The sequence below is a fragment of the Pseudomonas kitaguniensis genome (assembly GCF_009296165.1).
Taxonomy (GTDB): domain Bacteria; phylum Pseudomonadota; class Gammaproteobacteria; order Pseudomonadales; family Pseudomonadaceae; genus Aquipseudomonas; species Aquipseudomonas kitaguniensis.
Window position 1 is genome coordinate 1 of record NZ_VUAZ01000055.1, and the last position, 25,779, is coordinate 25,779.

The 25,779-nt window shown below is 54.3% G+C and carries 23 protein-coding genes and 1 pseudogene; 18 read left to right on the plus strand and 6 right to left on the minus strand.

The features are described 5' to 3' along the window. Positions 1-86: 86 nt before the first annotated feature. Positions 87-743: a histidinol-phosphatase gene (locus tag F0169_RS10480; RefSeq protein WP_152746461.1), complete on the minus strand. Its 657-nt coding sequence runs from the start codon at positions 741-743 to the stop codon at positions 87-89. 143 nt (positions 744-886) lie between these two features. On the opposite strand from F0169_RS10480, the gene F0169_RS10485 reads away from it, so the two are divergent. Beyond that, the gene (locus F0169_RS10485) at positions 887-1,366 is read left to right on the plus strand and encodes an RNA pyrophosphohydrolase (protein WP_053128161.1); all 480 of its coding nucleotides are present in this window, start codon (positions 887-889) and stop codon (positions 1,364-1,366) included. A gap of 22 nt (positions 1,367-1,388) precedes the next feature. Then, complete coding sequence (ptsP, locus tag F0169_RS10490) at positions 1,389-3,668, plus strand: phosphoenolpyruvate--protein phosphotransferase (RefSeq protein ID WP_058413698.1); 2,280 nt, start codon at positions 1,389-1,391, stop codon at positions 3,666-3,668. A 39-nt stretch (positions 3,669-3,707) separates the two neighbouring features. Here the strand turns inward: ptsP and F0169_RS10495 are convergent, their stop codons facing one another. After that, positions 3,708-4,454, minus strand: a complete 747-nt coding sequence (locus F0169_RS10495; RefSeq protein ID WP_152746463.1) for an NRDE family protein — start codon at positions 4,452-4,454, stop codon at positions 3,708-3,710. A 120-nt stretch (positions 4,455-4,574) separates the two neighbouring features. Here F0169_RS10495 and F0169_RS10500 point away from each other — a divergent pair, with 120 nt between their 5' ends. The 9 genes and pseudogenes from F0169_RS10500 to F0169_RS10545 all read left to right on the plus strand — a co-directional run bounded on the left by F0169_RS10500 (position 4,575) and on the right by F0169_RS10545 (position 16,035). After that, positions 4,575-5,357 (plus strand): sulfite exporter TauE/SafE family protein, encoded by a 783-nt coding sequence (locus tag F0169_RS10500; protein ID WP_152746464.1) that lies wholly within the window; start codon positions 4,575-4,577, stop codon positions 5,355-5,357. Positions 5,358-5,422: 65 nt separating this feature from the next. Next, positions 5,423-6,235 carry a prolipoprotein diacylglyceryl transferase gene (lgt, locus tag F0169_RS10505; protein WP_152746465.1) on the plus strand — a complete coding sequence of 271 codons (813 nt, stop codon included), beginning with the start codon at positions 5,423-5,425 and terminating at the stop codon, positions 6,233-6,235. 58 nt (positions 6,236-6,293) lie between these two features. Further along, positions 6,294-6,848 (plus strand): annotated as a pseudogene (thyA, locus tag F0169_RS10510) (thymidylate synthase); the annotation flags it as partial. Between the two features lie 133 nt (positions 6,849-6,981). Further along, positions 6,982-8,214: a tyrosine-type recombinase/integrase gene (locus tag F0169_RS10515; protein WP_341869097.1), complete on the plus strand. Its 1,233-nt coding sequence runs from the start codon at positions 6,982-6,984 to the stop codon at positions 8,212-8,214. Then, positions 8,211-10,586 carry a site-specific integrase gene (locus F0169_RS10520; RefSeq protein WP_152746466.1) on the plus strand — a complete coding sequence of 792 codons (2,376 nt, stop codon included), beginning with the start codon at positions 8,211-8,213 and terminating at the stop codon, positions 10,584-10,586. Before F0169_RS10515 ends, F0169_RS10520 begins: the two co-directional genes overlap by 4 nt. Beyond that, on the plus strand, positions 10,586-12,679 hold the full coding sequence (locus tag F0169_RS10525) for a site-specific integrase (protein ID WP_152746467.1): 2,094 nt from the start codon (positions 10,586-10,588) through the stop codon (positions 12,677-12,679). The genes F0169_RS10520 and F0169_RS10525 overlap by 1 nt, the downstream gene beginning before the upstream one ends. A gap of 1 nt (position 12,680) precedes the next feature. Then, positions 12,681-13,193 (plus strand): hypothetical protein, encoded by a 513-nt coding sequence (locus F0169_RS10530; protein WP_152746468.1) that lies wholly within the window; start codon positions 12,681-12,683, stop codon positions 13,191-13,193. Further along, entirely contained in the window at positions 13,190-14,023 is an 834-nt protein-coding gene (locus tag F0169_RS10535) for a thymidylate synthase (RefSeq protein WP_152746469.1), read from the plus strand. Before F0169_RS10530 ends, F0169_RS10535 begins: the two co-directional genes overlap by 4 nt. Positions 14,024-15,273: 1,250 nt before the next feature. Further along, complete coding sequence (locus F0169_RS10545; RefSeq protein ID WP_152746471.1) at positions 15,274-16,035, plus strand: AbiU2 domain-containing protein; 762 nt, start codon at positions 15,274-15,276, stop codon at positions 16,033-16,035. A gap of 116 nt (positions 16,036-16,151) precedes the next feature. Here F0169_RS10545 and F0169_RS10550 read toward each other — a convergent pair whose 3' ends face one another. The 4 genes from F0169_RS10550 to F0169_RS10565 form a co-directional block, all read right to left on the minus strand. Beyond that, on the minus strand, positions 16,152-18,863 hold the full coding sequence (locus F0169_RS10550; RefSeq protein WP_152746472.1) for an ATP-binding protein: 2,712 nt from the start codon (positions 18,861-18,863) through the stop codon (positions 16,152-16,154). A gap of 284 nt (positions 18,864-19,147) precedes the next feature. Next, positions 19,148-19,612, minus strand: a complete 465-nt coding sequence (locus tag F0169_RS10555; protein ID WP_152746473.1) for a 3'-5' exonuclease family protein — start codon at positions 19,610-19,612, stop codon at positions 19,148-19,150. Between the two features lie 85 nt (positions 19,613-19,697). After that, positions 19,698-20,099 carry a hypothetical protein gene (locus F0169_RS10560; protein ID WP_152746474.1) on the minus strand — a complete coding sequence of 134 codons (402 nt, stop codon included), beginning with the start codon at positions 20,097-20,099 and terminating at the stop codon, positions 19,698-19,700. A 219-nt stretch (positions 20,100-20,318) separates the two neighbouring features. Continuing rightward, positions 20,319-20,873 (minus strand): hypothetical protein, encoded by a 555-nt coding sequence (locus tag F0169_RS10565; protein WP_152746514.1) that lies wholly within the window; start codon positions 20,871-20,873, stop codon positions 20,319-20,321. 304 nt (positions 20,874-21,177) lie between these two features. Here F0169_RS10565 and F0169_RS10570 point away from each other — a divergent pair, with 304 nt between their 5' ends. The 7 genes from F0169_RS10570 to F0169_RS10605 all read left to right on the plus strand — a co-directional run bounded on the left by F0169_RS10570 (position 21,178) and on the right by F0169_RS10605 (position 25,715). After that, positions 21,178-21,651, plus strand: coding sequence for a helix-turn-helix domain-containing protein (locus F0169_RS10570; protein WP_152746475.1), 474 nt, complete (start codon positions 21,178-21,180; stop codon positions 21,649-21,651). A gap of 292 nt (positions 21,652-21,943) precedes the next feature. Then, entirely contained in the window at positions 21,944-22,330 is a 387-nt protein-coding gene (locus F0169_RS28395) for a DUF7693 family protein (RefSeq protein ID WP_425274290.1), read from the plus strand. A gap of 64 nt (positions 22,331-22,394) precedes the next feature. Then, a complete protein-coding gene (locus F0169_RS10580; protein ID WP_152746476.1) occupies positions 22,395-22,604 on the plus strand; it encodes a hypothetical protein in 210 nt (69 codons plus the stop codon). Beyond that, entirely contained in the window at positions 22,601-23,077 is a 477-nt protein-coding gene (locus F0169_RS10585) for a hypothetical protein (protein ID WP_152746477.1), read from the plus strand. The genes F0169_RS10580 and F0169_RS10585 overlap by 4 nt, the downstream gene beginning before the upstream one ends. A gap of 65 nt (positions 23,078-23,142) precedes the next feature. Continuing rightward, a complete protein-coding gene (locus tag F0169_RS10590; RefSeq protein WP_241679102.1) occupies positions 23,143-23,667 on the plus strand; it encodes an SH3 domain-containing protein in 525 nt (174 codons plus the stop codon). Positions 23,668-24,006: 339 nt separating this feature from the next. Then, complete coding sequence (locus tag F0169_RS10595) at positions 24,007-24,567, plus strand: TetR/AcrR family transcriptional regulator (protein WP_152746479.1); 561 nt, start codon at positions 24,007-24,009, stop codon at positions 24,565-24,567. Between the two features lie 593 nt (positions 24,568-25,160). Then, positions 25,161-25,715 (plus strand): OsmC family protein, encoded by a 555-nt coding sequence (locus tag F0169_RS10605; protein WP_152746480.1) that lies wholly within the window; start codon positions 25,161-25,163, stop codon positions 25,713-25,715. Positions 25,716-25,779: the final 64 nt, after the last annotated feature.

Sequence of the window (25,779 nt, forward strand, 5' to 3'; positions counted from 1 at the left end):
TTGGGATGCAGTCCAATGTGATAGCAAGCCTCTCCAGATAGGAATGCATTGCAAATGTGGGAGGGGGCTTGCTCCCGATGGGGCCATCAGCTTCGCAGCGTAATCACCGGCCAGCCACGCTTTTCAGCTTCGGCACGCAAACTTGGGTCCGGGTCCACGGCCACCGGGTGGGTCACTTGCTCCAATAGCGGCAAATCATTCATCGAGTCGCTATAGAAGTAGCTGTCTTGCAAACTGTACCCGGTCTCTTCCAGCCAACGATTCAAACGCGTCACCTTGCCTTCACGAAAGCACGGCACATCGGTGCTGCGCCCGGTGTAGCGGCCGTTTTCCATCTCGCATTCGGTGGCGATCAGGGTTTCAACCCCCAGCCGCGCGGCAATCGGTGCGGTGACGAAACGGTTGGTGGCCGTGATGATCACCAGCTTGTCGCCCGCCGCGCGGTGCTTGGCCAGCAGTTCGACGGCCCGCGGCAGCATCAGCGGTTCAACACAGTCGCGCATGAAGTCGCGGTGCCATTCGTCCAGTTGGGCCATGTCGGTGCGGCCGAGAATCTCCAGGCTGAAGTTCAAATAGGCGGCGTTATCCAGCCTGCCGGCCAGGTAATCCTGGTAAAAGGCGTCGTTGCGAGCCTTATAGGCCACCGGGTCGAGAATCCCGCGTTCACACAGGTAATCGCCCCAGGCGTGGTCGCTGTCACCGCCCAGAAGGGTGTTGTCCAAGTCGAATAAAGCCAGGCGCATTGCAGTTACTCGCTGAAAAGTCTGTAAAAAGGCGTCCAGAATACGGTCTTTTCACAAGAGTGCACATAAGGTAAGAAGCCTCGTTGCCGCTTGATGAACCTTTGTGGAACAATGCGACAACATGCGTTTGCGAGGTTGTTGCCGTGATCGACCCCGATGGTTTCCGTCCTAATGTCGGGATTATTCTTACGAATGATGCCGGACAGGTGCTATGGGCTCGCCGAATCAACCAAGATGCCTGGCAGTTTCCTCAAGGCGGAATCAACCCCGACGAAACCCCTGAAGACGCCTTGTACCGTGAGTTGAACGAAGAAGTCGGCCTTGAGCGCGAAGATGTGCAAATTTTGGCCTGTACGCGCGGCTGGTTGCGCTATCGTTTGCCGCAACGTCTGGTGCGTACCCACAGCCAACCGCTGTGCATCGGCCAGAAGCAAAAATGGTTTCTCCTGCGCCTGATCTCGAACGAGCAGCGGGTGCGGATGGATTTGACCGGTAAACCGGAGTTCGATGGCTGGCGTTGGGTCAGCTATTGGTACCCGTTGGGCCAGGTGGTGACATTCAAGCGCGAAGTGTATCGTCGCGCGCTCAAAGAGCTTGCCCCGCGCCTTTTATCGCGCGACTGACGACGGAGTTCGACCCCGAGCCATGCTCAATACGCTGCGCAAGATCGTCCAGGAAGTTAACTCCGCCAAGGATCTCAAGGCGGCGTTGGGGATTATTGTATTGCGCGTCAAGGAAGCCATGGGCAGCCAGGTCTGCTCGGTTTACCTGCTGGACCCCGAGACCAACCGTTTTGTGCTGATGGCCACCGAAGGCCTGAACAAGCGCTCCATCGGCAAGGTCAGCATGGCGCCCAATGAAGGTCTGGTCGGCTTGGTGGGGACGCGTGAAGAACCCCTGAACCTTGAGCACGCGGCCGATCACCCGCGTTACCGCTACTTTGCCGAAACCGGCGAAGAGCGCTACGCCTCGTTCCTTGGCGCGCCGATCATTCACCACCGCCGCGTCGTCGGCGTGTTGGTCATCCAGCAAAAAGAGCGTCGCCAGTTCGATGAAGGTGAAGAAGCCTTCCTCGTGACCATGAGCGCGCAGCTCGCCGGGGTTATTGCCCACGCCGAAGCGACCGGCTCGATTCGCGGCCTTGGGCGTCAGGGCAAGGGTATTCAGGAAGCCAAGTTCGTCGGTGTGCCGGGCTCGCCAGGTGCTGCGGTCGGTAAAGCAGTGGTGATGCTGCCACCGGCCGACCTGGACGTGGTGCCGGACAAAAGCGTCGACGACATCGACGCTGAAATCAAACTGTTCAAGACTGCCCTTGAAGGCGTGCGCGCCGACATGCGCAACCTGTCGACCAAGCTGGCGACGCAACTGCGCCCTGAAGAGCGCGCGCTGTTCGACGTGTACCAGATGATGCTTGACGACGCGTCCTTGGGCAACGAAGTCAAAACCGTCATCAAAACCGGCCAGTGGGCCCAGGGCGCGTTGCGCCAAGTGGTGACTGATCACGTTAACCGTTTCGAAATGATGGACGACGCCTACCTGCGCGAGCGCGCCTCGGACGTGCGCGATCTCGGTCGCCGTCTGCTGGCCTACCTGCAGGAAGACCGCACCACCAACCTGGTGTACCCCGACAACACCATTCTGATCAGTGAAGAACTGACCGCCACGATGCTCGGCGAAGTGCCGGAAGGCAAACTGGTGGGCCTGGTTTCGGTACTTGGTTCGGGCAACTCCCACGTCGCGATCCTGGCGCGCGCCATGGGCATTCCGACGGTGATGGGTTTGGTCGACCTGCCGTATTCCAAGGTCGACGGCATCGACATGATCGTCGATGGCCATCGTGGCGAAGTGTTCACCAACCCCAGCGAGTTGCTGCGCAAGCAATACGCCGAGGTGGTCGAAGAAGAGAAACAACTGGCGCTGGGCCTCGACTCGTTGCGCGAACTGCCGTGCGTGACCCTCGATGGCCACCGCGTGCCGCTGCTGGTGAACACCGGCCTGCTCGCCGATGTAGCCCGCGCGCAGCAACGTGGCGCCGAAGGGGTTGGGCTGTACCGCACCGAAGTGCCGTTTATGATCAACCAGCGCTTCCCGAGCGAGAAAGAGCAGTTGGCGATTTATCGCGAGCAACTGTCGGCCTTCCACCCATTGCCGGTGACCATGCGCAGCCTCGACATCGGCGGCGACAAGTCCCTGTCGTATTTCCCGATCAAGGAAGACAACCCCTTCCTTGGCTGGCGCGGCATTCGCGTGACGCTTGATCACCCTGAAATCTTTCTGGTGCAGACCCGCGCCATGCTCAAGGCCAGCGAAGGCCTGAACAACCTGCGCATCCTGCTGCCGATGATCTCCGGCACACATGAGCTGGAAGAAGCCTTGCACCTGATCCACCGGGCGTGGGGCGAAGTGCGCGACGAAGGCGCCGACGTACCGATGCCGCCTATTGGCGTGATGATCGAAATTCCGGCGGCGGTGTATCAGGCCAAAGAGTTGGCGCGGCAAGTGGACTTCCTGTCGGTCGGCTCCAACGACTTGACCCAGTACCTGTTGGCGGTGGACCGTAACAACCCGCGGGTTGCCGACCTCTACGACTACCTGCACCCAGCGGTGCTGCAAGCCCTGCAACACGTGGTGCGCGACGCGCATGCCGAAGGCAAACCGGTGAGCATTTGCGGTGAAATGGCCGGCGACCCGGCGGCGGCTGTGCTGTTGATGGCGATGGGTTTTGACAGCTTGTCGATGAACGCCACCAACTTGCCGAAAGTGAAGTGGATGCTGCGTCAGGTTGAGCTGAGCATGGCCAAGGATTTGCTCGCCCAATTGATGACCATCGACAACCCGCAAGTTATCCACAGCTCACTGCAACTGGCGCTGAAGAACCTCGGGCTCACGCGGATGATCAACCCGGTCTCCGCAAAAAGCCTCTAGAGCCCCCTCCCACATGGTTTTGTGGTGTGCCCACTCCCGCTAGAGGTTGAGTGCTACCTCACCCAGCCGCCCGCCGTGCGGGCCAAAACTGCGTTCGAGCATTTGCCGCGTGCCATCGGCATTCACGATCAACGCCGTGCTCGCCCGCGTCCCATAACTGGGGCTGGCGATAAACACGCTGGATAACAGACTCTCGGTCGCCAACCCCACGCCGGTATCCGGCAGCTCTGCAAACGGTGCGGTGTGCGGGTCGCTCAGCAGTGCCAGCAAGGCTTGCGGCTGTGGGTTTTCCAGCAGTTCATTCAATGCCGCCTTGGCCTTTAGCAACTTTGGCCACGGCGTATCCAGCCCGGCATTGGACAACCCATAAACCCCGGGCTCCAGGCGCACAGGCTCGGGCTGATTGGCGTTGTAATGCCACAGCTCATCCGGCGTGCCAACCAGCAGGTTAAACCCGGCATATTCAATCGAACGGCCGTTAACGTCGGCTAAATACTCGCCTATCGGTTGCAAACCGCTGAGAAAACGCGCCACCAGCTCCCCGCGAGACTTGCGTGCCGGCGGCTGGTGCGGGTCACGAATATTCGTCAGCGCAGCAAAACGCCCCGCGGCGTTTACCCCCAACCAAGTACCGCCCGCTTCCTGGTCCCGACCCGCGTAAACCTCGGGCACATCCGGCCACTGGGCCAGCGGCAGGCTAGGGCGGGCGTAGAATTCATCACGGTTGGCCGCAACGATCAGCGGTTGGGCATGGCCCGGCCGCCAGGCGAAAACAATCAGGCACATCAGGCGATCCCTTTTGTGTTTTTGCTCACTCTACCCACACCGGCGCAGGCGTTCCATCGTATCCAGTTGGGCCGCATGCCTTCCATCCGTTAACATGCCGGTCTTGGTTTAGGGGCCTCCATGGAATTTCTCCTGTATTTGCTGCTCGGTGCGTGTGCAGGCGTACTCGCCGGGCTGTTTGGCGTGGGCGGCGGGATTATCATCGTGCCGGTGCTGGTGTTCAGTTTTACCGTGCAGGGTTTCGACCCGCAGGTGCTGACTCACTTGGCCGTTGGCACGTCGCTGGCGTCGATTATTTTTACCTCGGTGAATGCCGTGCGTGAGCATCACCGGCGTGGCGCGGTGCGTTGGCCGATCTTTGTGTGGATGACCGTGGGCATCCTGATCGGCGCAGGTTTTGGCGCGCTGACCGCCGAGGCGATTTCCGGCCCGAATTTGCAGAAGATTATCGGCGTGTTCGCCCTGCTGGTCGCCGTGCAACTGGCGCTTGAGGCCAAGCCCAAGGCTAGCCGAACGGTGCCGGGCAAGCTCGGCCTGACACTGGCAGGCACGCTGATCGGCTGGGCCTCGGCGATTTTCGGGATAGGCGGCGGCTCGCTGACCGTGCCGTTTTTAACCTGGCGCAGTGTGCCGATGCAGCAGGCTGTGGCAACTTCATCGGCGTGCGGTCTGCCGATTGCCTTGGCGAGTGCATTAAGTTTCATGATTCTGGGCTGGCATGAGCCGCTGTTGCCCGCTCATAGTCTAGGGTTCGTGTATTTGCCGGCGCTGTTGGGCATTGCCCTGACCAGCATGCTGTTTGCGCGTTTTGGCGCGCGCCTGGCGCACCGCTTGTCGCCGCGTTTATTGAAGCGGTTGTTCGCCGCTTTACTGTTTTGCGTCGGTTTGAATTTTTTGCTGTAACGAAGGCTTAATCGCGCACCGGCATGGTCCGCGCGCCATGACTAATGATTTAACGAGGAGTCGCAATGCTGCCTTACCCGCAGATCGATCCGGTGGCCTTGGCCATCGGTCCGCTGAAAATCCACTGGTACGGGTTGATGTACCTGATCGGCATCGGCGGTGCCTGGTTCCTGGCGTCGCGGCGCCTGAACCGTTTCGACCCGACCTGGACCAAAGAAAAGCTCTCCGACCTGATTTTTTGGCTGTCGATGGGCGTGATCGTCGGCGGGCGCCTGGGGTATGTGCTGTTTTACGACCTGAGCGCCTACATCGCCAACCCGACGCTGATTTTCGAGGTGTGGAAGGGCGGCATGGCGTTCCACGGTGGTTTTATTGGCGTGATGATCGCCGCGTGGTGGTTCGGCCGTCGCAACGGCAAGTCATTCTTCCAGTTGATGGACTTCGTTGCGCCGATGGTGCCGATCGGCCTGGGCGCCGGGCGCATCGGTAACTTTATCAACGCCGAGTTGTGGGGCAAACCGACCGACGTGCCGTGGGCCATGGTGTTCCCGCCGTTCAGCGACCCGGCGCAATTGCCGCGTCACCCGTCGCAGCTCTACCAGTTCGCGTTGGAAGGTGTGGCGCTGTTCCTCATCTTGTACATCTTCTCGCGCAAGCCACGCCCAACCATGGCCGTGTCTGGCATGTTCGCGTTGTTCTACGGGATCTTCCGCTTTATCGTCGAGTTCGTGCGCGTACCGGATGCGCAGTTGGGCTACCTGGCGTGGGGCTGGTTGACCATGGGGCAGGTCCTCAGCTTGCCGATGATTTTGGCCGGTCTTGGCCTGCTGTGGTGGGCGTACAACCGCCCACAACCGATCAAGAACGCGGTGCTTTAAATTCGAATGCCGGGGTGTTTACGTGAAGCGCCCCGGCTTCACCGATACGGGTAATCACATGAAGCAATATCTCGAACTGTTGAACGACGTCGTGACCAATGGCTTGACCAAGGGCGACCGCACGGGCACCGGCACCAAAGCCGTCTTTGCCCGTCAGTATCGGCATAACCTGGCCGACGGCTTCCCGCTGCTGACCACCAAGAAGCTTCACTTCAAAAGCATCGCCAATGAACTGATCTGGATGTTGAGCGGCAACACCAACATCAAGTGGCTGAACGAAAACGGTGTGAAAATCTGGGACGAGTGGGCCACCGAAGACGGCGACCTCGGCCCGGTGTATGGCGAGCAGTGGACCGCCTGGCCGACCAAAGACGGCGGCAAGATCAACCAGATCGACTACATGGTCGACACGTTGAAGAACAACCCCAACAGCCGCCGCATCCTGTTTCACGGCTGGAACGTTGAGTACCTGCCGGACGAAACCAAAAGCCCGCAGGAAAACGCGCGCAACGGCAAGCAAGCGCTGCCGCCGTGTCACCTGCTGTATCAGGCATTTGTGCATGACGGTCATCTGTCGATGCAGTTGTACATCCGCAGCTCCGACGTGTTCCTTTTATCGGACGTAGGAAAAAGCGCACAGTACGCCTTCCTCGCCTAAAAAAATTTACCCTTCATGCGACTTTATCTTGACCTTGACAAGCTGCACATTCTGCATAGGATGGGCGGCCTTCAAAAAGGGGTTGTCGGTGAAGGTTGTAACCAAAGAAAAGCAGATGCTAGACCTGGGTGGGTCGATGCTCAACGAAGATGGGCCCACGGTGGCAGACCGTGTTTCTGTTACGGCGGTGGGGCTGTTCGATTCAGAAGAGAGGCTAGTCCCGCTTGTAAGCGAGTACCTGACCTTCGCAGTTCGCAGCGCCGAGTTAGCGGCCCTGTCAGCCGAGACGTACGGGCGTAACATTGGTTACATGCTCGAACACCTGAAAGGCACGCCAACTTTCAGAACCTCCTCTTATGACGAAATTCTTCTTGCCGTAACTAAACATGGTATTCAACGGTACTTTACCCACCTGCGTGAAGTGGATGGTTTGACCTCAACGACCATCCGTAACAGGGATGCTTGTTATATGGCCCTGTTCAATGACTTCCTGTGCGTCGGCGGGAAGCACAGGGGCCAATTACGTGAAGACAATCCTTATGCCGGTGGTTTTCTCTCTCCTGCTCCAAAGAAGGATTTGGTTTATCCCTGTTCATTACAGGAACTCAAAGCGCTTATTGAGTCTGCGAGCAGCGAGAGAGAACGCTGCCTGATCCAAGCTATCTTTGATGTGGGTCTGCGTCGAAGTGAAGTTGGCAGGGTCACTCTGGGTGCCGTGAATAGGGCTTTGGGGTTTGCTCAAGCTAACTTTGTTGCGGATGAAGATCTTGATTGGGTGCATCCTGATTACTGTCCTCTTTACATTGACGGCAGTAAAGCACGTGGAAATGAGTTTAAGCCACGATACTCAATCGTGAGCCGGGCTGTGCTCGAACGCATCAAGCGTTATCACGCGTCTCCCCTATTTAAGAAGCACGCTCGCCGTTATGAGACCGCCGATGTAACTCCGTGCTTTTTCAATTCAGAGGGACAGCCGTTTAACCCAGACGCTGTCAGCAAGCTACTTGAGCGGCTCTCTAAGCGTGCAGTAAAGAGCAAGCGACTTGAGCGTATGGTTTCGCCGCATAAGCTCCGCCATGGTCACGCATATGCCATTTTGACTAGCCCGGACTTTGGTGATGACTATCTCAACAAACTCCTGATGGCCCAGAAGTCGCTCGGCCACGAAGACACATCCACTACAGGAATTTATACCAAGTTGCCACAGGACATCTTTCATCTGGTTTGCCCGAACACGGGCGAGGTTTCGACCAAGGCAAAAGGCATGGCGGATCTTGCTGTTCAGACGACGCTGAAAATCAGGTTGGGAGATAAGAAATGAATTTTTCAGAGCACGCATTTGAAAGTGCCAAAATCTTCAGGTGGCTTAGAGAACTGGAAGAAAACCCACTCCAATACTACCACGTTGAGCTTAGCGAAAATTCTAGTGGTGCTTATGCGCCATTGATGCTGAGCGACTCGTATGTTGCGAGTAAGGATCTCGACCCATCAATCAAGATGTTCGAGCTTGCAGAGCAGAAGCTCATCCTGAATATGCTTATTGACGGCGTCATTCACCAGGGGGAAACCGCTGCTGGCTGTAACTGGCGTTTGAAGCTTTTGGGCTGGTATAAATCGCTCTCTCAGGAAGAGAAACGCGCGCTCCCGATTTTTGGCAACAAGCTAAAGCTCTCCAAGTCAGTTGTGCCGGCTTCTGCACTGGAGGCGATCAAGCACGGCTACAGCAGGCATGAAAGTGTTCGGCTCGCCTATCAGGAGATCAACCTTGATCTTCAGTCTCTCGGGGTCACCTCTGCGGACTACATGACCGTTAAGGAGCGGATTGAGTCGAAGGAGGAGTTTGTGCCGCAGGAGAATGCTCTTGTGGATTTCAAACGACTTCAGAGGCTTGATTTCGCCACCTTGGATGAGCTCGAAAAATCATCAGCAGATAGGCCATTCAACGACCTGAAGCATGCGTTCGCGACCGCTTCGCTCGGTACGACCAGCGACTCTGGAGCTGGCAACTACCTTGAGGGTTTCAAATGGTTAACCAGATTCCTTACGGGGCGCGGCTCCAACGGCATGGAACCGCTTATTGAAGTTCTCGATCCATTTATTCTCCCTATGTTTCGCTCGTATCTTGAGCGCCACATTGTCGAGGGTGACCTATCTCCGGTTGCCGCAACGACCTTGGTGAGTGCCGTCCGGAAAACTTTGACTACCGTCAAGAATATCAAAGGGTACACAGGATCAGATTTCATCAACTGTCAGGGATTTGATGCTGATCGTGTCACTGATCAGTACCGCCCCTACTCGAGCGCCGAGCGTGTACGTATTTCTACGAGCGTGGACGAGGATATCCTGCACTACAACACCCTTGCACAGCCTTACCAGAGGAGCGGCATTGGTAGGGATCCTCTCAACGAGAAAGGGAGCTTCAAACCAGGCTTTAAAACCCTTGATAATGCACGTTGGATTTTTGAGAACAAACTGGGATGTTCTCACGTTGGTCACGATCAAAAGGGCAGTGAGGATCCATACATCAGGGCGTTCCTCAGCATCGTAAGACGTTCAGACACCGGGCTGCGGGAAATTGTAGAGGGTTGGGGCACTCACTATCTGGTGGACGCTCAGGTGATCACTCCTTATGCGATCAAGCTGGCTCAAGTGACCGGGCTGAACGCTGACTCAATTAAGCTGCTTGATGTGGATGACTTTGAGCCTAAGCATCCGCTCACTGGGCGTCCTTGCCTCCGGTACTGGAAAGAGCGTTCTGACGGCGAAAAGCTGATGCATCTCGATATTTTCGAAGCTGACATCACCTGGCTCACCACGTCTCAATCGTACGCTGTCGCTCAGATCTTCGAGGACGTCAAGGCACTGACGGCCAAAATCCGCGTATCTGCACCCCCAGTTATGCGAGATAAGCTATTCATTTGGCAATCCACTGCTCGGAAACGCTTCATGGAGATCAAGTCCTTTGCCACTGGGAAGGACGGTGCCTTAGGGGTTGCCTTTGCTGCTTACGGTAAGCGTAAAGGCTTCTTAGACAGCAATGGCCAGCCGTTGAGTCTCACTCCCGCCAGGTTGCGCCCCAGCTTCGTCAGCGAGCTTGTGGAGCGTGACGTCCCCGTCCGTGAGATCCAGTTGATTTTGGGGCACAAGCATATCGACACGACGCTGGCCTACTTGGATCGTATGGACTTCAACCATATCGCACGCTCCAAGCTGGATGTGGCTCTCAGGGAGCTTCATGAGTCGGCAGCGGAATTGGCTGACAATCGCGCTAACGGCGAGGCTGAAGCCAACCTCATCGATGTCGTTAATCTCGACGGGCCGCAGGTTGTCTTCAAGACTCCGCTGGCGAGCTGCCGTAACATTTTCAACCCACCTGACTTCATCAAGAAGCTGAGTTCTTATGTGCCCGGCAGCCCTTGTGCGTTGTACAACATGTGCTTGGGATGCGAGAACGTTTTGCTCACCGCGTCGAACCTGCCAGAGCTGTTCGCGATGGAGCGGGACTACCTCACGCTCAAGGAGGCTTCTCGCATCATGGATACGCCGTATGGACGCGTGGTACGCGAGAACCTGGCGCTGCTGGATGGCATTCTGCATTCCAAATCTGATTTCACACCTCAGGAGTTGGACGAGGGCCGTCGTCTCTCCGAGTTCGTGGATACGACTGTGCTGGTGGATGGGGTGGCGATGTGATGATGGAGCAGATTAATTTTTCTACCCTTTTGACCTTCTCAAGATTTCGCTCGAGCCTGTCGCTGTTGCAGGGCCAAGCTTCGGTTCTTGAAGCGGAGAGCGAACAGCAGGAGGCCTTGGCTTTTCTGGCCTATCTCAACACACTACAAGTGTCTCAGATCTCTGCATTCTTGGACGGGGTCTGGGACTTCAATGCGGATTATCCGAACGCCTCGCGCTACATTCGCGGAGCCAAGCTTCGCATCGATTTCACGAAGTACCCCAACATTCCAGAGCTCGCGATTCTCGAGCTCAAAGCCGCATTCATGATCATTCTCAAGGCTCTGAGCGGGATCCCAGCGGACGGGAAATCCACCCGAGTCAGCAAGAAGCCGCTCAAGCCCAATACTCTGATCAGTGACTATGAGTGCGGGCTTCGGTTTTTGGATAAGGTTTATTCCGTCGCGGCCATTGAGCTTGGAAAGGAGCACGTGGATCGTGAGCTGATCTCAATCCAATGCTTGCCTGCACATTTCTATGCCACAGCTGCCGAAGATTTTGACTACGTATACGATGAACATACTGAGAAGCTTTTCAAGCTACTTAAGTCAGGCTACCTGCAAACGAACGTGTTCGGTGCGAGCCTGCCATTTGTCGACTTTTCCAAGCTGAAATGGAAAGTTTTGGGTGGTAAAAAAAGGCCTGAGAAGGATGCGGAACAGAAATCGCAATTACTACCGAACAACGTCTTTGAGATTTCGTCCCAGATGGCCTCGCTGTCCATTGTTGATTTTCTGGATGCTATGGGAGAGGACGTAGTTGATGCTGCTAGCCTCAAGCGCCGTAACGCTAAGGAATACTTCCCTTCGCAGCAGAACGGGTTGAATCCGCTCAAGTTCAACTTGTATGTATACAAGCGTCTTGCTAATAAAGGCTTCTCGAAGGATGAGGTTGCTAAGGTTCTGGGCAGCGATGTCATGAACTCCAGCCGACTTTTTTCTGTGATAGCTCCCTACGCTGTTAAGCAATATGAAAAAGATACAGGCTCAGCTCTTGATGATCAGTTCAGGCTCTACCTGAACTTTGTTAACTACTCGTGCCTTTACATTATCGGTCAATACACCGGGATGCGTCCTTCGGAATATGCTGAACTGCTCGCTAGCTCCAGTCTCCGACCTGATGGCCGTTACTGGGTTTTGTCGAGTAATGTGAGTAAACATCAAGACAACCTTGTTGAGTTGTTTGATGATTTCTGGCTGGCTATTCCGATTGTGCGTGATGCTGTACGGGTATGCCAGTTGATCAGCAAATACAAGAACAATGATCACATATTTTCAAATGTGGATACCGTCGCATTTGGGGAGCGTGGAAAGCCGTTCTCTTCCCACGGCACGAAGCTTACGCTGGATAAGTTTTTCGAGCGTATCTTGCCGCCAGAGACCTTTGCTGACCTCGACTTCAACGCCTACATGATGCGCCACACTCTGGCCTACCAGCTGTATCGTGCTGACTTGGGGCTGCCGTTCATCTCTCACCAGCTTAAGCACTTTGGTGAGATTGTGGGTGTGGGACATTCTGACCGTGGGTTTAGCAAGACCACCCTGCTTTATGGCGAGATTGCAGACAGGATTTCAAAGGGTGGCGGTGCCCGAAAGGCGAAAGGGAGGTCGCTTCGTCAGGATGCGGAGCTTGAGAGCATTCATCAGCGTTTTGACCCTGATGGCAGCTACGCTGGTGTGAATGCTGAGGCCCACAAGGAAAATCTCAGGAAGGTGTTCAGGGGTTACATGGCCTCTGGGCACACAGAGGACGATATCTTTGAGGCCATGCTTGGTCAGCACATTGCGGTCATCAATGTGGGCTCCGGCTTCTGCTATGGTGGAGGCGTGGACGAATTCGACAGTTCCCTGCCCTGTATTGGAGGGCTTCGGTGTAACCCCAACCAGTGTAAGAATGCCGTCGTCAGCAAGGCCAATGCGCCGGCTTGGCGAGACGTGTATTACCAGAACAAAGCGATGCTTGGGAATCCCGAGTACGCTCATACGCACGCGCAGAACAAAGCTGCGATGGAGGAAGCTTATGGCGTCCTTCAGCTTCTGGAAGAGGAACTCTGAGATGGGTGATCCACGTGCGTTCGACCAGAAGAACAAGGAAGATTTTGATCAATATACAGAGTTGTTGGCTCAGGCACTTCTTGATATTGGTGCGAACGATTCTTTGAAGGCAACTGTTGCCGAACTTAGCCGTATCACTGGTATGCATCGAAATACTATCCGGCAACGTGTTTGGCCTTTAGAGCGCCTTGAGACTATCAAGGAAAATCGCCGTATTGAGGTTTTGCGCAAGAGGGTTTCGAATAAGAAGCCGGTTGATCCTATGGTGGTTTTAACTGAAAAGTTAGAGTCGGCTCGGATTGAAGTGCTTCATTGGTTTACTGAGGCTAAGGTCGCCCACGATATTGCTCAGACCAACGAAAATAAATATCAAGGTATGGTAAGTTCGAGAGATACCTATAAAAGCCTTTTGACAGATGCCAATAAACGTCTCTTGGACTCTCAGCGAGACATTGATAAACTCAAGCAGGTAATCAGCATCCTGGAAGCTGCCCAGGTGGAGAAAAATGCATGAAAAGCTATCTGGATCTACTGGGTGATGTACTTGAAAACGGCGCTCAGAAAGGCGACCGTACTGGCACTGGTACAATAAGTGTGTTCGGCAGGCAGTTCCGCCATGATCTGTCGAAAGGCTTTCCTTTGCTCACAACAAAGAAGTTGCATTTTAAAAGTATTGTTAATGAGCTTGTTTGGTTTCTAGGCGGCGATACTAACGTTAAGTGGCTTAATGAGAATGGCGTAAAAATCTGGAATGAGTGGGCTACTGAAGAAGGTGACCTTGGGCCTGTGTACGGTAAGCAGTGGACTGCCTGGCCAACCAAGGATGGCGGCACAATCAACCAGATTGACTACGTCGTTAACGCGCTGAAGACCAATCCCAACAGCCGGCGAATCCTGTTCCATGGTTGGAACGTAGAGTATCTGCCGGACGAGAAGGTAAGCCCTCAGGAAAATGCCCGGCAAGGCAAGATGGCGCTGCCCCCGTGCCACCTGCTGTACCAGTTCTACGTCGTGGACAACAAGCTGTCAGCGCACCTGTTCATTCGTTCGTCAGACAGCTTCTTGGGGCTGCCATACAACACGGCGTCCCTGGCGTGCCTGACTCACATGCTTGCTCAGCAGTGTGATCTCGACGTTGGTGAGATCGTGATCTCGCTCAGCGATGTCCACATCTACTCCAATCACATGGAGCAGGTGAAGACTCAAATCGCTCGTGAGCCCCGTCAGTTGCCTGAGCTGAAGCTGCTTCGTAAGCCTGCATCCATCTACGACTACAAGTTCGAAGACTTCGAGGTCGTGGGCTACGATCCGCACCCGCATATCGCGGCGCCTGTATCGATTTGATCGTCAGCGGCATCAAATGACAAGACCGGCCTCAGGGCCGGTTTTTTCTTTTCTGTGCATGAGGAAATGAGGTACGACGTCCAAGCCCTGATCATGTTTTCTGAGGTTGATGATCCTGGGCTTTCAGTAAGGGTGTGCCCCTGCGGGTAGCGGCTGTCGTGTACCAAGCCCTGGCGCTGCCATGTCTCGGCCCTTCGGGCTTCCATCCTCACGCCTCTGGCCCTGCGGGCCGGCGCGCTCCGCTTGCTTGGGGGGGGGGCGTCTCCAGCCGACAGTTTGCTGTGAGTCAGTGGTTCTCGATATCAGTGGTTGTTCAGATGCCATCGTTTCGAGCAGGGATGCTTTGGGTGATAGCCTACCGGGGTGCCTTACCATTCACGTCATCGGAGCATCCCTTGATCAACCTCCATCGCTTAATCTCCAGGTTGTTTCCCGACCGCCGTCCCGACTGGGAACAGAAGCGTGAGCGCGAATTCATCCTGGCAGCGAACGGCTTAAAAACCTTCAGGGTGACACCAGAGGGGGGAATGTTTATCGACCCTGAAGAGCTCCGTGAGCAAATTGTCGCAGCACGTGAGCAGTTGAAGCACCTTGTCCACGCCCCAGGGACGCATAGTGGGCCGTACCAAGCCGTTGCAGCAGTCGAGGTGGCTCAGGAGGCTGATCCGTCTGCTGAGGGGCTGCATGACTGTATTGAGGTGGTGGCTTGGCGTCGGCTTCCTAGTGGGTCTGCTGTGCGCTACACGTGCCTCCAAGGCATGAGTTCAGGTCGATTCGCTGTAGCTGCGGCCAGTTTTTTTTCGAGAGCCTTAGAGAGCCTTCCGACTTGGGTCGACGGCAATACCCACAGGCAAGTCGCTTACGCCCTTCGGGGCAGTGAACTCCACTGGTACGCTACTATGAATGAGGCCATGGATGCTTGGGATGCAGAGCTTTGATGTCTGTTAAGGTTGCGTTCCCTGAGCCTCACAAGACCGACGTTCTCGAAGCCCTCTCTGGTGGGATAATGACCGTGCGCATTTAGCTAGGTGCTGGCTGCGCGAGCATCGGGCATAGCTCATCAATTATTGGGAAATTGCACTCCACCTGACCACCCGTTTGCGTTGCACTTGCCCGCTCATTTGCATTCGACTTGACCTGTTGTTTGCATCGGATTCGACCAGCACTCTGAGTAGCCCTCACTGGCAATTGACCACACTCCATCGCACTGCACGTTACAATCAGGATTATTTCGCTCATGGACGATTTAGATGGATGAGACCCAAAAAGAGATCGAACGATTGAAGAACATGGTCGACACGGCCCGACAGGAGATCGAACTGGCGGTTATGTTCCATGAGACGTGGCGACCTGCGGCATATGACACCGGCCTTCATGATCGTATCGGCACTTCCTATGCGGCACATGCCTTTCAGATCATTCGGTTGTCTCTACGGCGCGAGTTACTACTCGCACTGACACGCGTATGGGATACCAATCAAAAGGCTGTGAGGATGAGCCTGATCGCGGATCGTCTGCGAGACAAAAAATTCTTTGAAGCCTTGGTTCAGTTCCGGGCGCGGAGCCTAGGCCTGAGCTCCCAGTTTGCCCCCGAAGCGGTGAAGAAGTCACTCAAGCCGAAACGCGATCAGATTCTGACGTTGATCCAAAAATACAGCGAGAATGGCGCAGCCTTCGAAGTTCTGAAGAAGCTAAAGACTTTACGGCACCAGCATCTGGCACACCGTCAACTGCCGATGTCCCCGGTAGCAGTAGCAGGATCGGATACCCCGACACAGCTAGGCGGTGATGGTGCGCCGCCTGTTTGGGCGAGCGATGACGAAATTGAGGCGTTCTATCAAGACAACCTCGAAATCATGAGCCTACTGTTGAGTTTGGTTCAAGGTCTGGCCTTTGACTTATCCGAAGCCACAGACGTCTACAAGCATCACGCGAAATACTTCTGGGCGTCTGCACGTGGTGAGCGCACGGAGGGGCATCCCGATTATCGTCCGCCGGCTTTAGATTCCTGATAAGAGGTATGGCGGGATTCAGCGATTGCAGTTTGATTACAAGGCGCTTAGCTCTCTGGTTGGTATTTCATCCAACCGCCATCAAAAAAAATAAAAGCACTCACCTAAGCAAGGCGCTATCCATAAATACCCTTACGCATAATTTCAGCTACATTGCCGATTTGGTTTAAAAGCTCCTTTGCCTCATCTTTTGCGAGCCCGTGTATGTAGTGCTGGAGTCGCTCGACCTCAGAAACTGCTCCTGCATAGTCCTTACAAAGCGCGAGTATTTCTGCGTACTGCCCCCTGACCTGAACCATCTTTCCGATTAAACCCATCTCAGAGACTACACGCAAAACTTGTTGCTCAAGAATTTCTCTAGCTCCCACATACTCACCTGCTTCGGCAAACTCTTCAGCGGCATCTTGCCCCAACCTCACGAACGAATCGTATGCATTAACCATATTGTAGAATTTCATGGCATGGATGCGAGAAAAGCCTGAATTGCGTCCCTGCGCATTCAAAATTTTCGCGTATAAATCCAACGAGTCCGCAAGGTGCTTGATATCCTCGCTCACGTCGTTTGACCGCTTTACCACTTTCCAGAGTACATCTGGATTTTTGCCCAGGACATCTTCCGGCTTAAGCCCCAAAATTTCATAATATTGATCCATGACTGCCTTGCACAGGTGCTCTGCTGCGTTATAGCGCTCAAGCTTCCACAAAGCGAAAGCATGGGTGTAATCGAATATCCGCTTGTGAGTCGAATCTGGGATTTTTGGGGCAGCAGACTCAACTGCTCTGCTTACATCCTTTTCATGACCGAGGTATGCTGCAAACAACATTTTCTTCATCGCTAGCGACAGATGCTCGCGAAACTCAAAGTTGTGAGCATCTAGAATCTGCTCCATCGTTGATAGGTGGCTTGACGCTTCATCATAACGACTGTCTCTCATGAGAGAGAATACAAGCCCGTCAAGAGCCCAAAACGTTTGCCCTGGATCCAAACTTCCCGAGCTTACTGCAGCGGCTAAACTAGACGCCACATCTACTAAGATTCCCATTTCATAAAACGTCTCTTCTCCAGCTAGTTCGATGAGTGGCTCGACGTCATTAAGCTTAATGAAAACTTGAATCAGAAGTGCAATACGCGAAGTGTCCCGGTATTTCTCCATTCCCTGGATCAGCAACTCCCTCAACGTCAGCAAGGCGGCAGTGACCGAGGGCTCACCCATCAGCTCCAGGTGACGTAGGCCCAGCGCGCGGATTGCATCATGTACCTTGAGCGTTTTAGCGCCAAAAACCTCGACCGTCCCCGTGGCCTGGATTTTCTTGATTGCCGCAGCAGCGCCACCCGGCGAGAGCTTGAGGGTGGCTTGGAGCAGGCGAACCACTTCTTCTTGCGTTAACCCAGTGTCGGCCAAGCTGACGACTGCCAAGGCATTCTGTGTAACTGCGTCAAAACCGTCGTACACACGCGCCAGGATGATCTCCTGAGCGGTCTCGGCCACGTTAGCCTGTAAGGCAAGGTCAGCGCAGAGCCTTTCAATGTTCCCATCGTAATCAGCTTTGGCAATCGCAATGGCACTATCGACATACAGCGGGAGGCCCCCAGAATAGGCCCGGAGCTGCTGGAGTGCCTGAGGACTGCCATAGGCGCCCGCGCCACTGGCCACCTGCGCAACGGTGTCAAGATCCCAGCCCTGTAAAATCTCACGACGCAAGCCCATGACGGCCTCGAGCTCACGTACATTTTCATGAGGCTGGCAAAGGAGGATGAAGCGGATGTGCCGCGTGGCGTTAAGGAGGTCGCGGAGGTTCGTTACCGGCACACGATGCGCATTGTCTACAACAACAATAAGGGGCGCCTCAGCCTGCTCCAGGAATCTGTCGAGCGCCCGAATCGCTTCGTAGCCGCTCGCCCCTGGTAACAGTATCTTACGAATACCATCAGAGTCTCGCTTCATGTATTTGGAGGCGAGCTCCCGCACTATCGAGCTTGCCAGAGCGGGCCCTGGTAGGTCACCAACATCGTAATAAGCGCATGGCTCAGGACTGTGTAGAGCCGCATGAGCGGCCCATGTGGTTTTGCCTGCACCGGACAACCCGCAGATTATGCGCACCCTTTCCGCTGAAGTGAGCTCAGGCTCATTTTGTTGCGGCCTGTATGAGAGAGGCGGTGTTGGGAAGTCCTGCAGTTGAACAATCAACTGTTCAAACAGGCCAGGCAGCTCTGAGGTGTGGAAAACATGCCGAGCGTTTCCGGCCCCAGCAGCACACGCGAGCATCACCAGCCCCGCCGTTTTCCAAGTCAAAGAAGAAGGTGACAGCAGCGAGAAATTCAGCTTTTCAGCTTCTGCCGCACACCACTGAGCAGCTTCCTCCAGAGATGTCCAGGCAGGAGGAAGGTAGGCTGGGCGCAACGCGCTTGAATCAGGGGAAAGGTACATCAAGTCAACAGACGCCTTATGCTCATCAACCTCAGACCGGAGGGTTTCCCCTAGCACTTGGTTTACGACGATGACGAATTGGGCGGCACCTGGCCGCCGCCCCTGCTTATGCTCCTGCCTCAGGATCTCAAAGCGCTCCAGAGCTCCAGAAACGTCAACCGGCATAATGGGTTTCGAGCGCGTTTTCACCTGGACGTACACTTGGCCAGCGTCAGTGCTGAGTTCGACATCCTCGTCGCGCTCGACCGACACTTCACGTACGCCGGCAGATTGCGCCAGCAGTAGGCAGCCCACAGCGTACAAATGCTGATAAAGAAGCCCCTTATGAACAGACTCAATGCGCTTGAGTTGTGCAGGATCTAGTACGTCGTGGTGAGGGATCTGGTCGTTCGGTTGCATGGCAATTCCATTCGGCATGAGATAGAGGAGCGCTTGTGCGGGTGGCTACAGATGGGGTTGCAGCCCTTTCTGGATGATCGATAGGTACTAGCGATACCGCTCGCTTATATAGCCAACTCATCACTACAGAAGCGAGCGCCAGCATTCTGATCTCAGAAAGCTGGGCAGCTCCCAGGATGTCGCAATCCCTAACGCCGCTAAGTCTATAGACATCGGGGGCCTTTTGATCCGATTAAAGGACGGAAGAGTCTGACTCAATACCTGGTAATCAGACCTTTGATATTTCAAGCTTTAAAAAAAGCGCGGCAGGTGTTCATCAAAGCAGTCGCGTCATGGAGGGCACGGTGGTTCTTGGTTGTTGGAAGGAGGCGGTAAATTTGACTGGCGGCCTCCCGCCCCAGAAGCACCTCCAGCGGCTGTAATTCAAAGGTGGGTGTCCGATCTGCAGCTTCGTAGAGGACATCGAGCCAAAAGCTGTCTTGTGGCGAGTCGCTACAAAGAACCTGCCCTGAAAACAGCTGGTTCATACGCCTCGCCACAGCATTTGGGGTATCACTCTGCTCACGCAATTGATCCTGACAGAGACCATGCATGTCTTGGGCATCAAACGACCAGTGCGTCCAGTACCTAGCTGGTTTGATCAGCGTGTTGAAGGCGAACTCACTCGACACGACGGAGACCTCGATAGGATAGCTATCCGGGGCTATCCCTGAGGCTTCGAAATCGATAAAAAAAGAAGGCCGTTCCACTCTGCAGCTCCTGTTTTGAGGGTGCAACTTCACCAGGCTACACCGACTGCTTGTGTGGTTGCGCCGCCATCGCTCGCCAGCCGTTCTAGCTGTTAGTAGCCTGTGCAACTCGGTGATTTTGCAGATGCTGCATCTCACGCTCCCATTCAACCAAAAACTTATCCCAGTCTGTGGAATAGGGCCCATCAGGAACTCTGGTCGACCCGATGCTTGCTTGGTGGAAACGCTCTCTCCAGGGTTGCGGAATAGTCTGCTCCAAAATGATGTCGATTCCGGAGTTATGACGCATCACCGATACCGAGTTACGAACCTCAACGAGTTCGCGTGGCTTATCGCTACAGGGGGTGTCATTTCGCTCTTGTTCGTCGAGATTATCGAGGATGGCAAGGAGGTCGGATGCACTGGGATCACCAGGTTGGAAGGTGGCAAGCGCCCAAAGAACTCTTCGCCTAGTCTTTTCTCGTTCGCGGAGTAAATCGCAGGTCATTTAAACCTCCTTTTCACAAAGCTAGACGGCGGTTGTGGCGTGCCGCCTTCGGCGGATGGCTGGCGTGAACCGAGCCGTGGCAAGCCACGTCTCGTCCCTACGGGCTTTCATCCAACACGCCTGCGCGCTCCGCTTGCCTGATACTCTCATGGAAAGGAAATTCTGGCGCAGCGAGGCCGAAGCCGGGGCAGGTGTAACCTTGCCCTACGTACAGGATTATTACTTATGGAGCTTACTGAAGCGACTCGACAGCACTGCAGCTTCGGTAGTTTCCCAAGCTTCAGGATCAGACGTAGCGTTGAACATCACCAATGCCCTCCACAGGAAAAAAGCGGCAACCAAGCTCGACTCAATTACTGCAAATACCGTAGTGGTATACATATAATCTGAATTTTCTCCAAACAAGAAAAGCACTGGAAATATCGAGGCGATCCAACCGGCGACGAAAGTCAGAAAAAATGCGATGGCCGCAGTGACCGTCAGAAAAAGCGGGACTTGATATCTATACTGGGTTGCAAATAATTTCTCGCCGTTTTGCTTCGCTAGGCCGTACAAGATGCCTGTGTTTTTTTCCTTGTCATTACTTCTTTTAAAAAGTCCGTACAAAGTTACACTCTCGCCGACCTCCAACTCTTCATAAAGCTTGTTCGACAATTGCAAATTCGGGATGACTGCACCATCGATGCTAACTTTAGCTTTATGTCCGCCGCTCATTCGATCAACAGATCGAACGTAGTCAACTTTTCCTGAAACTTTCACACAATCGAATTTCATCACTCACTATCCCTGCCTTCGCTTAAAAAGTGGATCTGGTTCTTGCCAAGACGTCGCTCAGTGACGATTGCAGGCAGGCTTACGCGGGCCATAAACGTCGGACTTGAGGAGCGCGTCTGCCATCGAGACGTCCCTGGCCGTGTCTTAGGTGCTGCTCTCATGACCAATCCATCATCGATCCAAACATCCCGCCGCTATGATCAAACGACTGCTTAGCAAACCATATGTCACGATAATATCACTATGATCTGTTTATCGAAACATACTCCCCGTGGCTCTATCCTCGCTTTTGGGGATCCGACTCATGAATCTGAAGGAAGCGCTGGCGGGGGCATTACGCGGAGCCCGTGCACACCAAGGGTTGAGTTACGAGGATCTGGCCGGTGCGACGCACAGAACGAATTTAGGGAAGCTTGAGCAGGCCAGGACGACGCCGACGCTGGAGAAGCTGGACGAGATCGCTGACTACCTAGGACTCGACCTATTGACTATGGTCACTCTCGCCATTGCTGCGCAGGGTGAAGAACTCCCGTCAGAGGCTTTACAGCGTACTGCCTTGCGTGTCAGGGAATTCGAGATGTCTGGAGGGTGGGAGTTGGTAGAGGAGCAATTCAGTGACGGAAAGCTCATCAAGCGCTCCCAAGGCAAGCCAAAGCGGCCCGTTAATGCGATTTACATTCGGGCCCTGAAAGCGCAAGGTTTCGACAGGAAAACAATCGCTGAAAAGCTTGGAATTGCACGTACTACCGTTCAGAAGTATTGGAATACTGAAGCTTAAGGGCATTGGCCATCCTTGACCGGCGATGAGATGCGCAGAGTCTGAATTTTCAGAACCCAAGATAGCTTCAGCCCGCTACCTCCTTCACGTGATTCCTTTCTGCTCATCGTCAGGGTGTATCCTCGGGGCAAGGGTAAGCCCGCCAGCGCCTAGGGAGCCATCAATGACAGAAATTCCACGTGTACCAGGAAGCGCCCACCAAGCGACTCGTGATCCTGAGCGCCTGCTCATTGAAGAGCGCGCTGAGGCTCTCTCAGCGGCAGGCTATCCAACGCCAGATACTGATACGGCTATGTACGCGGAGGAAAGGCTGAAGGAGGCCAGAGCGGCAGCTCGTTCATCCCAAGTAGGTAGCGTTAGCGGAAACACTACGGCGGAGATCTCAGCGAGAGAGGTATGCCAATTATTGCGAGAGGTCACCTTCGAGCGGCGGACGATGACCAAGGTAGGCCAGGCGTCTTGGAATGAGATTCATGCGGGTCATTTCATGGTGAGCGTCGAGGGTTGGCGGATATCGATCTACAACGACTGCGGTACGCTTGACCACTGCGAAGAATGCGTGAGTCCAGAAGGACGGCGATGGTCGTTTGGCGCAGGGGATCGATTTGGAACAGATCCCATTGCGTTGCTCAGTACATGGGAGCATCAGGCGCTTGAACGTCTCCTAAAGGCGCTCTAGGGAGCCATGGTCGAATCTTTTTAGTGCTGCGCTATGCTGAAGCCTCCCTAAGGAGCCCAAGCAAATGCCCATTGAATACTCGTTGTCAGACTTGCTGGAAAGGATGTACCAAAACCAACTCTCGCTTGAAGCCGCCCTGATGGAGCTGACCCTCCACGTAGAAGCCCACGGACATGCGGATGTAGGAAATAACGTTCGTGGCGCCCTGGAGACAATCGGCGAGAACGCAGGCCACATAAAACAGGGCTTGGCGCGTCTCAGTAAGCTCCCATGATCCAGCCGCTTTTTGATTTTGATCTCAAACGCGTATCCCGCACGCACTACATCACTGGCAAGGCTGCGATCAACTTTCCGCACGCTGGAAGCACTACGGGTGGGTGGCATTTCCTGTCCTACTTCGACCGGGATTCGGGCGTAGCGAAAGTGTCCTTGGCAGGCGTCCACTATCCAGATACCACCGATTTCTTTGGAGACGCTGGGGTCAACGACGTAACCGACGAGCTTGCGAGGCGAGGCTGGTCAAAAGACGGCAAAAAGCTGTTCATGGCGGATCACTATAGAGCCGCAGCTGACATGGTGATGAAATGGGTGCTAAGTGATTCTAAGCACTGCAACGTCGAGGTCGCTGAATGGTTTCCCTCTTCCAAGACGAAGCAGCGTCTGCTTGAAATCCTGGACTCGGGAAAGCCCAAACTTTTAGATCCTGCCAAGCTGCAAAAAATAGAAGCTTGGCTAAGCTCGCAGTAGTCTCATGGAATCCTATTGCCGTGGAAGGTAGCCGGTGTATTGCGTCTTAAGCGAGAGCAATGGATATGCGCAAGAAATCTGAGTCATGGTTTGTCCCGCTTCTTATTTTGTTCGCCGTACTGTGGGCAATAGGCAAAAAGGACACACCTCCAACCCAAGTTCCGCCGAATGTCCTAAACACTCCGACCTCTCTGGCATCGGTTGCGCCGACTCCGCCTGCACCGCCCCCTCCAATCGAGCAGTACGTGAGCACGGACACGCTCAACGTCAGGAATCAACCAGACGGAAGGGTCATAACCAAACTGAAGCGTGGAACGAAGGTTCAGGTCTACGAAAAGGCGAATGACTGGGCTCGAATAAGCATTGATGGCCAACCCGCCAAATGGCTTTCTTCCAAGAGCCTTTGCGGCGGATCGAACTGCTACGTCAAATCCCAGCCGAAACCAATACGGCCCGCACCACGACCTGAGTATAGACCCGCCACTGAATACAGCTCTTCCTGTCCATGTTCGTCCGGGAATGTATGCATAGGCCCAAGGGGTGGCAGGTACTGCATTACCTCAGGAGGCAACAAACGATACGGGGTTTAATCAATAACTTGTCGTTTGAACTCTCTCAAATGTGGGGCTGGTGGTGCGAGGGTGCACAACTATGAGCAGAGAGCCGTGTTATCGCCTTGTTGGCTGTCTCTTCAGCGCCATGTCCATAGCCAAGGTTTGCCCAGGCCGATAAAATTGGGTTGATACGTCAACGCTCACATCGAAGACATCTCCGAAGCTCAATCGCTGTTTAGGTCAATGTCAGCAATGAAGTAAGAGCGAGACACTTGCTCTAGAGCAATGCATAGCTCCGCCAAGCGTAAGGCAAACGCTGTCTTCTCAGGAACGACTAATTTATGATGCTTGGATGACAAATTCGGATGCAGCATCATGAGTACACGTTCAGACCTTTTGACCAGCGCTGAGGTTCTGCTGCGCACGAAAGGCTACGCGGCCTTCAGCTATGCCGACTTGGCGGAAGATATCGGCATCAAAAAGGCAAGTATTCACCATCATTTCCCAACCAAGGAAGGCTTAGCAATTGCCATCGTCGAGAGCTACCTGTTCCGGTTTAAAAAGCAGCTGGACGCCATCAATGATGAACACGTCAGTGTTGTTGACCGCCTGAATGCGTTCGCCTTGATGTTCGCGCACAGCAGTCAAAACGGGATGCTTCCACTCTGTGGAGCCCTGGCCGCAGAGCTTCTGGCCCTGCCTGAAAGTCTCAAAGAAATGACGAAGGATTTCTTTGAGATCCATCTCACTTGGCTTCAGGCAAATATTAAGCAGGGTCAAGATCGAGGAGAGCTCAAAGCCGACCTGGATGTAATCAGGGTTTCAAGGTTCATATTGAATACTTTGGAAGGTGCGAGCTTTGTTTCTTGGGCGATGAGCGATGATTACGATAAGTCGTCGGGATTTGATTTGATTTTATCTAGCCTTCGTGACTGAACTGCCAAGAGCAAGCGGCCTTGAGTCATTTGATTCAGGGCCGCGAGCCGATCTATGCTTGTATCAATTAGTGCAAACTAAAATCCACCGGATAGATCACTCGGTATTATCTGGTGTGCGGTAGATTTGCATCCAATGACGGGAAGGTTGGCTTGTAGGCGGCGCTTTTTCGTGATCGCGAATTGTACAGTACCGTCCATGCTTAGCGACGACCGCGCTCTTGGCTGCGTTCAAAGTGACTTCTTGAAACGAACCTCCATCTCGCCCCAACACGTGCCCTGGTGCATAAACAGCCATAAAACCTCCCTAATTTTCATCCATGTGGTGATGGCACCATGCCGTCACGCCTGCACAATTGCATAAAACCTACCCCGATGCATAGAGCCGTGCGATGTCTTGCCATGGCGCCGCTCTCGGTGATTCTGCTAATCACGCCACCCATTGCTTTGCCATCAATATTCCCAATTTCTCTATGCAGCCTAAATTTACAAAACTATCGGTATCATCACACCCCTTGTAAGCCACCCTACTACTTGGTAGGCTTGTTTCTCTCCCGGCCTAATCGTCCGGCTTATCTGAAGAGGAACATCTACATGAGCAGCAATCTGAATGGTATCGATGTAGCCGCACTGCAGAATTTCGCCGAAGGCGTTGCTGGAGATGCGAGCAAGCGCCACGCGAGCTTCAACGTTAAGACCGAGTGGAAAGGCCAGACTCGCTCCGTAGCTAAGGTCAGCCGTTACAGCCTGGCCGGTGAAACCTATTCCCGCAATTTTGAAATTGCCGCCGACGAGCCGAATGAATTGCTGGGCGAAAACACCGCTCCTAACCCTCAGGAGCTGCTGATGGCTGCTCTCAACGCCTGCATGTCGGTCGGCTATGCCGCCAATGCCGCGATGATGGGCATCAAAATTCATAGCCTGGAGATCGAGACTGACGGCACCCTCGACCTGCGTGGCTTCCTGGGCATCGATGAAAGCGTTAACCCAGGCTACGACGAAGTAAGTGTCGTCATTCGTCTGCACACCGATGCTTCCCGTGAGCGCGTAGAGGAACTGCACAACGTGGTGCTCAAGACTTCGGTCAACTACGCCAACTTCTCTAAAGCCATCCGCATGCTCCCTAAGCTCGAAGTCATCGAAGGCTAACCGTACTGGCTACAGGTCAGCACGGCACCTTGCCGCTGGCGACCTCTCACTTATCTGATACCGG

Excerpts from the sequence above, each read along its gene's own strand:
- F0169_RS10550 (WP_152746472.1), bottom strand. The coding sequence starts at position 18,863 with ATGCAACCGAACGACCAGATCCCTCACCACGACGTACTAGATCCTGCA.
- F0169_RS10535 (WP_152746469.1), top strand. The coding sequence starts at position 13,190 with ATGAAAAGCTATCTGGATCTACTGGGTGATGTACTTGAAAACGGCGCT.
- F0169_RS10500 (WP_152746464.1), top strand. The coding sequence starts at position 4,575 with ATGGAATTTCTCCTGTATTTGCTGCTCGGTGCGTGTGCAGGCGTACTC.
- lgt (WP_152746465.1), top strand. The coding sequence starts at position 5,423 with ATGCTGCCTTACCCGCAGATCGATCCGGTGGCCTTGGCCATCGGTCCG.
- ptsP (WP_058413698.1), top strand. The coding sequence starts at position 1,389 with ATGCTCAATACGCTGCGCAAGATCGTCCAGGAAGTTAACTCCGCCAAG.
- F0169_RS10595 (WP_152746479.1), top strand. The coding sequence starts at position 24,007 with ATGAGTACACGTTCAGACCTTTTGACCAGCGCTGAGGTTCTGCTGCGC.
- F0169_RS10495 (WP_152746463.1), bottom strand. The coding sequence starts at position 4,454 with ATGTGCCTGATTGTTTTCGCCTGGCGGCCGGGCCATGCCCAACCGCTG.
- F0169_RS10545 (WP_152746471.1), top strand. The coding sequence starts at position 15,274 with ATGGATGAGACCCAAAAAGAGATCGAACGATTGAAGAACATGGTCGAC.
- F0169_RS10525 (WP_152746467.1), top strand. The coding sequence starts at position 10,586 with ATGATGGAGCAGATTAATTTTTCTACCCTTTTGACCTTCTCAAGATTT.
- F0169_RS10585 (WP_152746477.1), top strand. The coding sequence starts at position 22,601 with ATGATCCAGCCGCTTTTTGATTTTGATCTCAAACGCGTATCCCGCACG.
- F0169_RS10565 (WP_152746514.1), bottom strand. The coding sequence starts at position 20,873 with ATGAAATTCGATTGTGTGAAAGTTTCAGGAAAAGTTGACTACGTTCGA.
- F0169_RS10520 (WP_152746466.1), top strand. The coding sequence starts at position 8,211 with ATGAATTTTTCAGAGCACGCATTTGAAAGTGCCAAAATCTTCAGGTGG.
- F0169_RS10530 (WP_152746468.1), top strand. The coding sequence starts at position 12,681 with ATGGGTGATCCACGTGCGTTCGACCAGAAGAACAAGGAAGATTTTGAT.
- F0169_RS10580 (WP_152746476.1), top strand. The coding sequence starts at position 22,395 with ATGCCCATTGAATACTCGTTGTCAGACTTGCTGGAAAGGATGTACCAA.
- F0169_RS10570 (WP_152746475.1), top strand. The coding sequence starts at position 21,178 with ATGAATCTGAAGGAAGCGCTGGCGGGGGCATTACGCGGAGCCCGTGCA.
- F0169_RS10480 (WP_152746461.1), bottom strand. The coding sequence starts at position 743 with ATGCGCCTGGCTTTATTCGACTTGGACAACACCCTTCTGGGCGGTGAC.
- F0169_RS28395 (WP_425274290.1), top strand. The coding sequence starts at position 21,944 with ATGTACGCGGAGGAAAGGCTGAAGGAGGCCAGAGCGGCAGCTCGTTCA.
- F0169_RS10560 (WP_152746474.1), bottom strand. The coding sequence starts at position 20,099 with ATGACCTGCGATTTACTCCGCGAACGAGAAAAGACTAGGCGAAGAGTT.
- F0169_RS10605 (WP_152746480.1), top strand. The coding sequence starts at position 25,161 with ATGAGCAGCAATCTGAATGGTATCGATGTAGCCGCACTGCAGAATTTC.
- F0169_RS10590 (WP_241679102.1), top strand. The coding sequence starts at position 23,143 with ATGCGCAAGAAATCTGAGTCATGGTTTGTCCCGCTTCTTATTTTGTTC.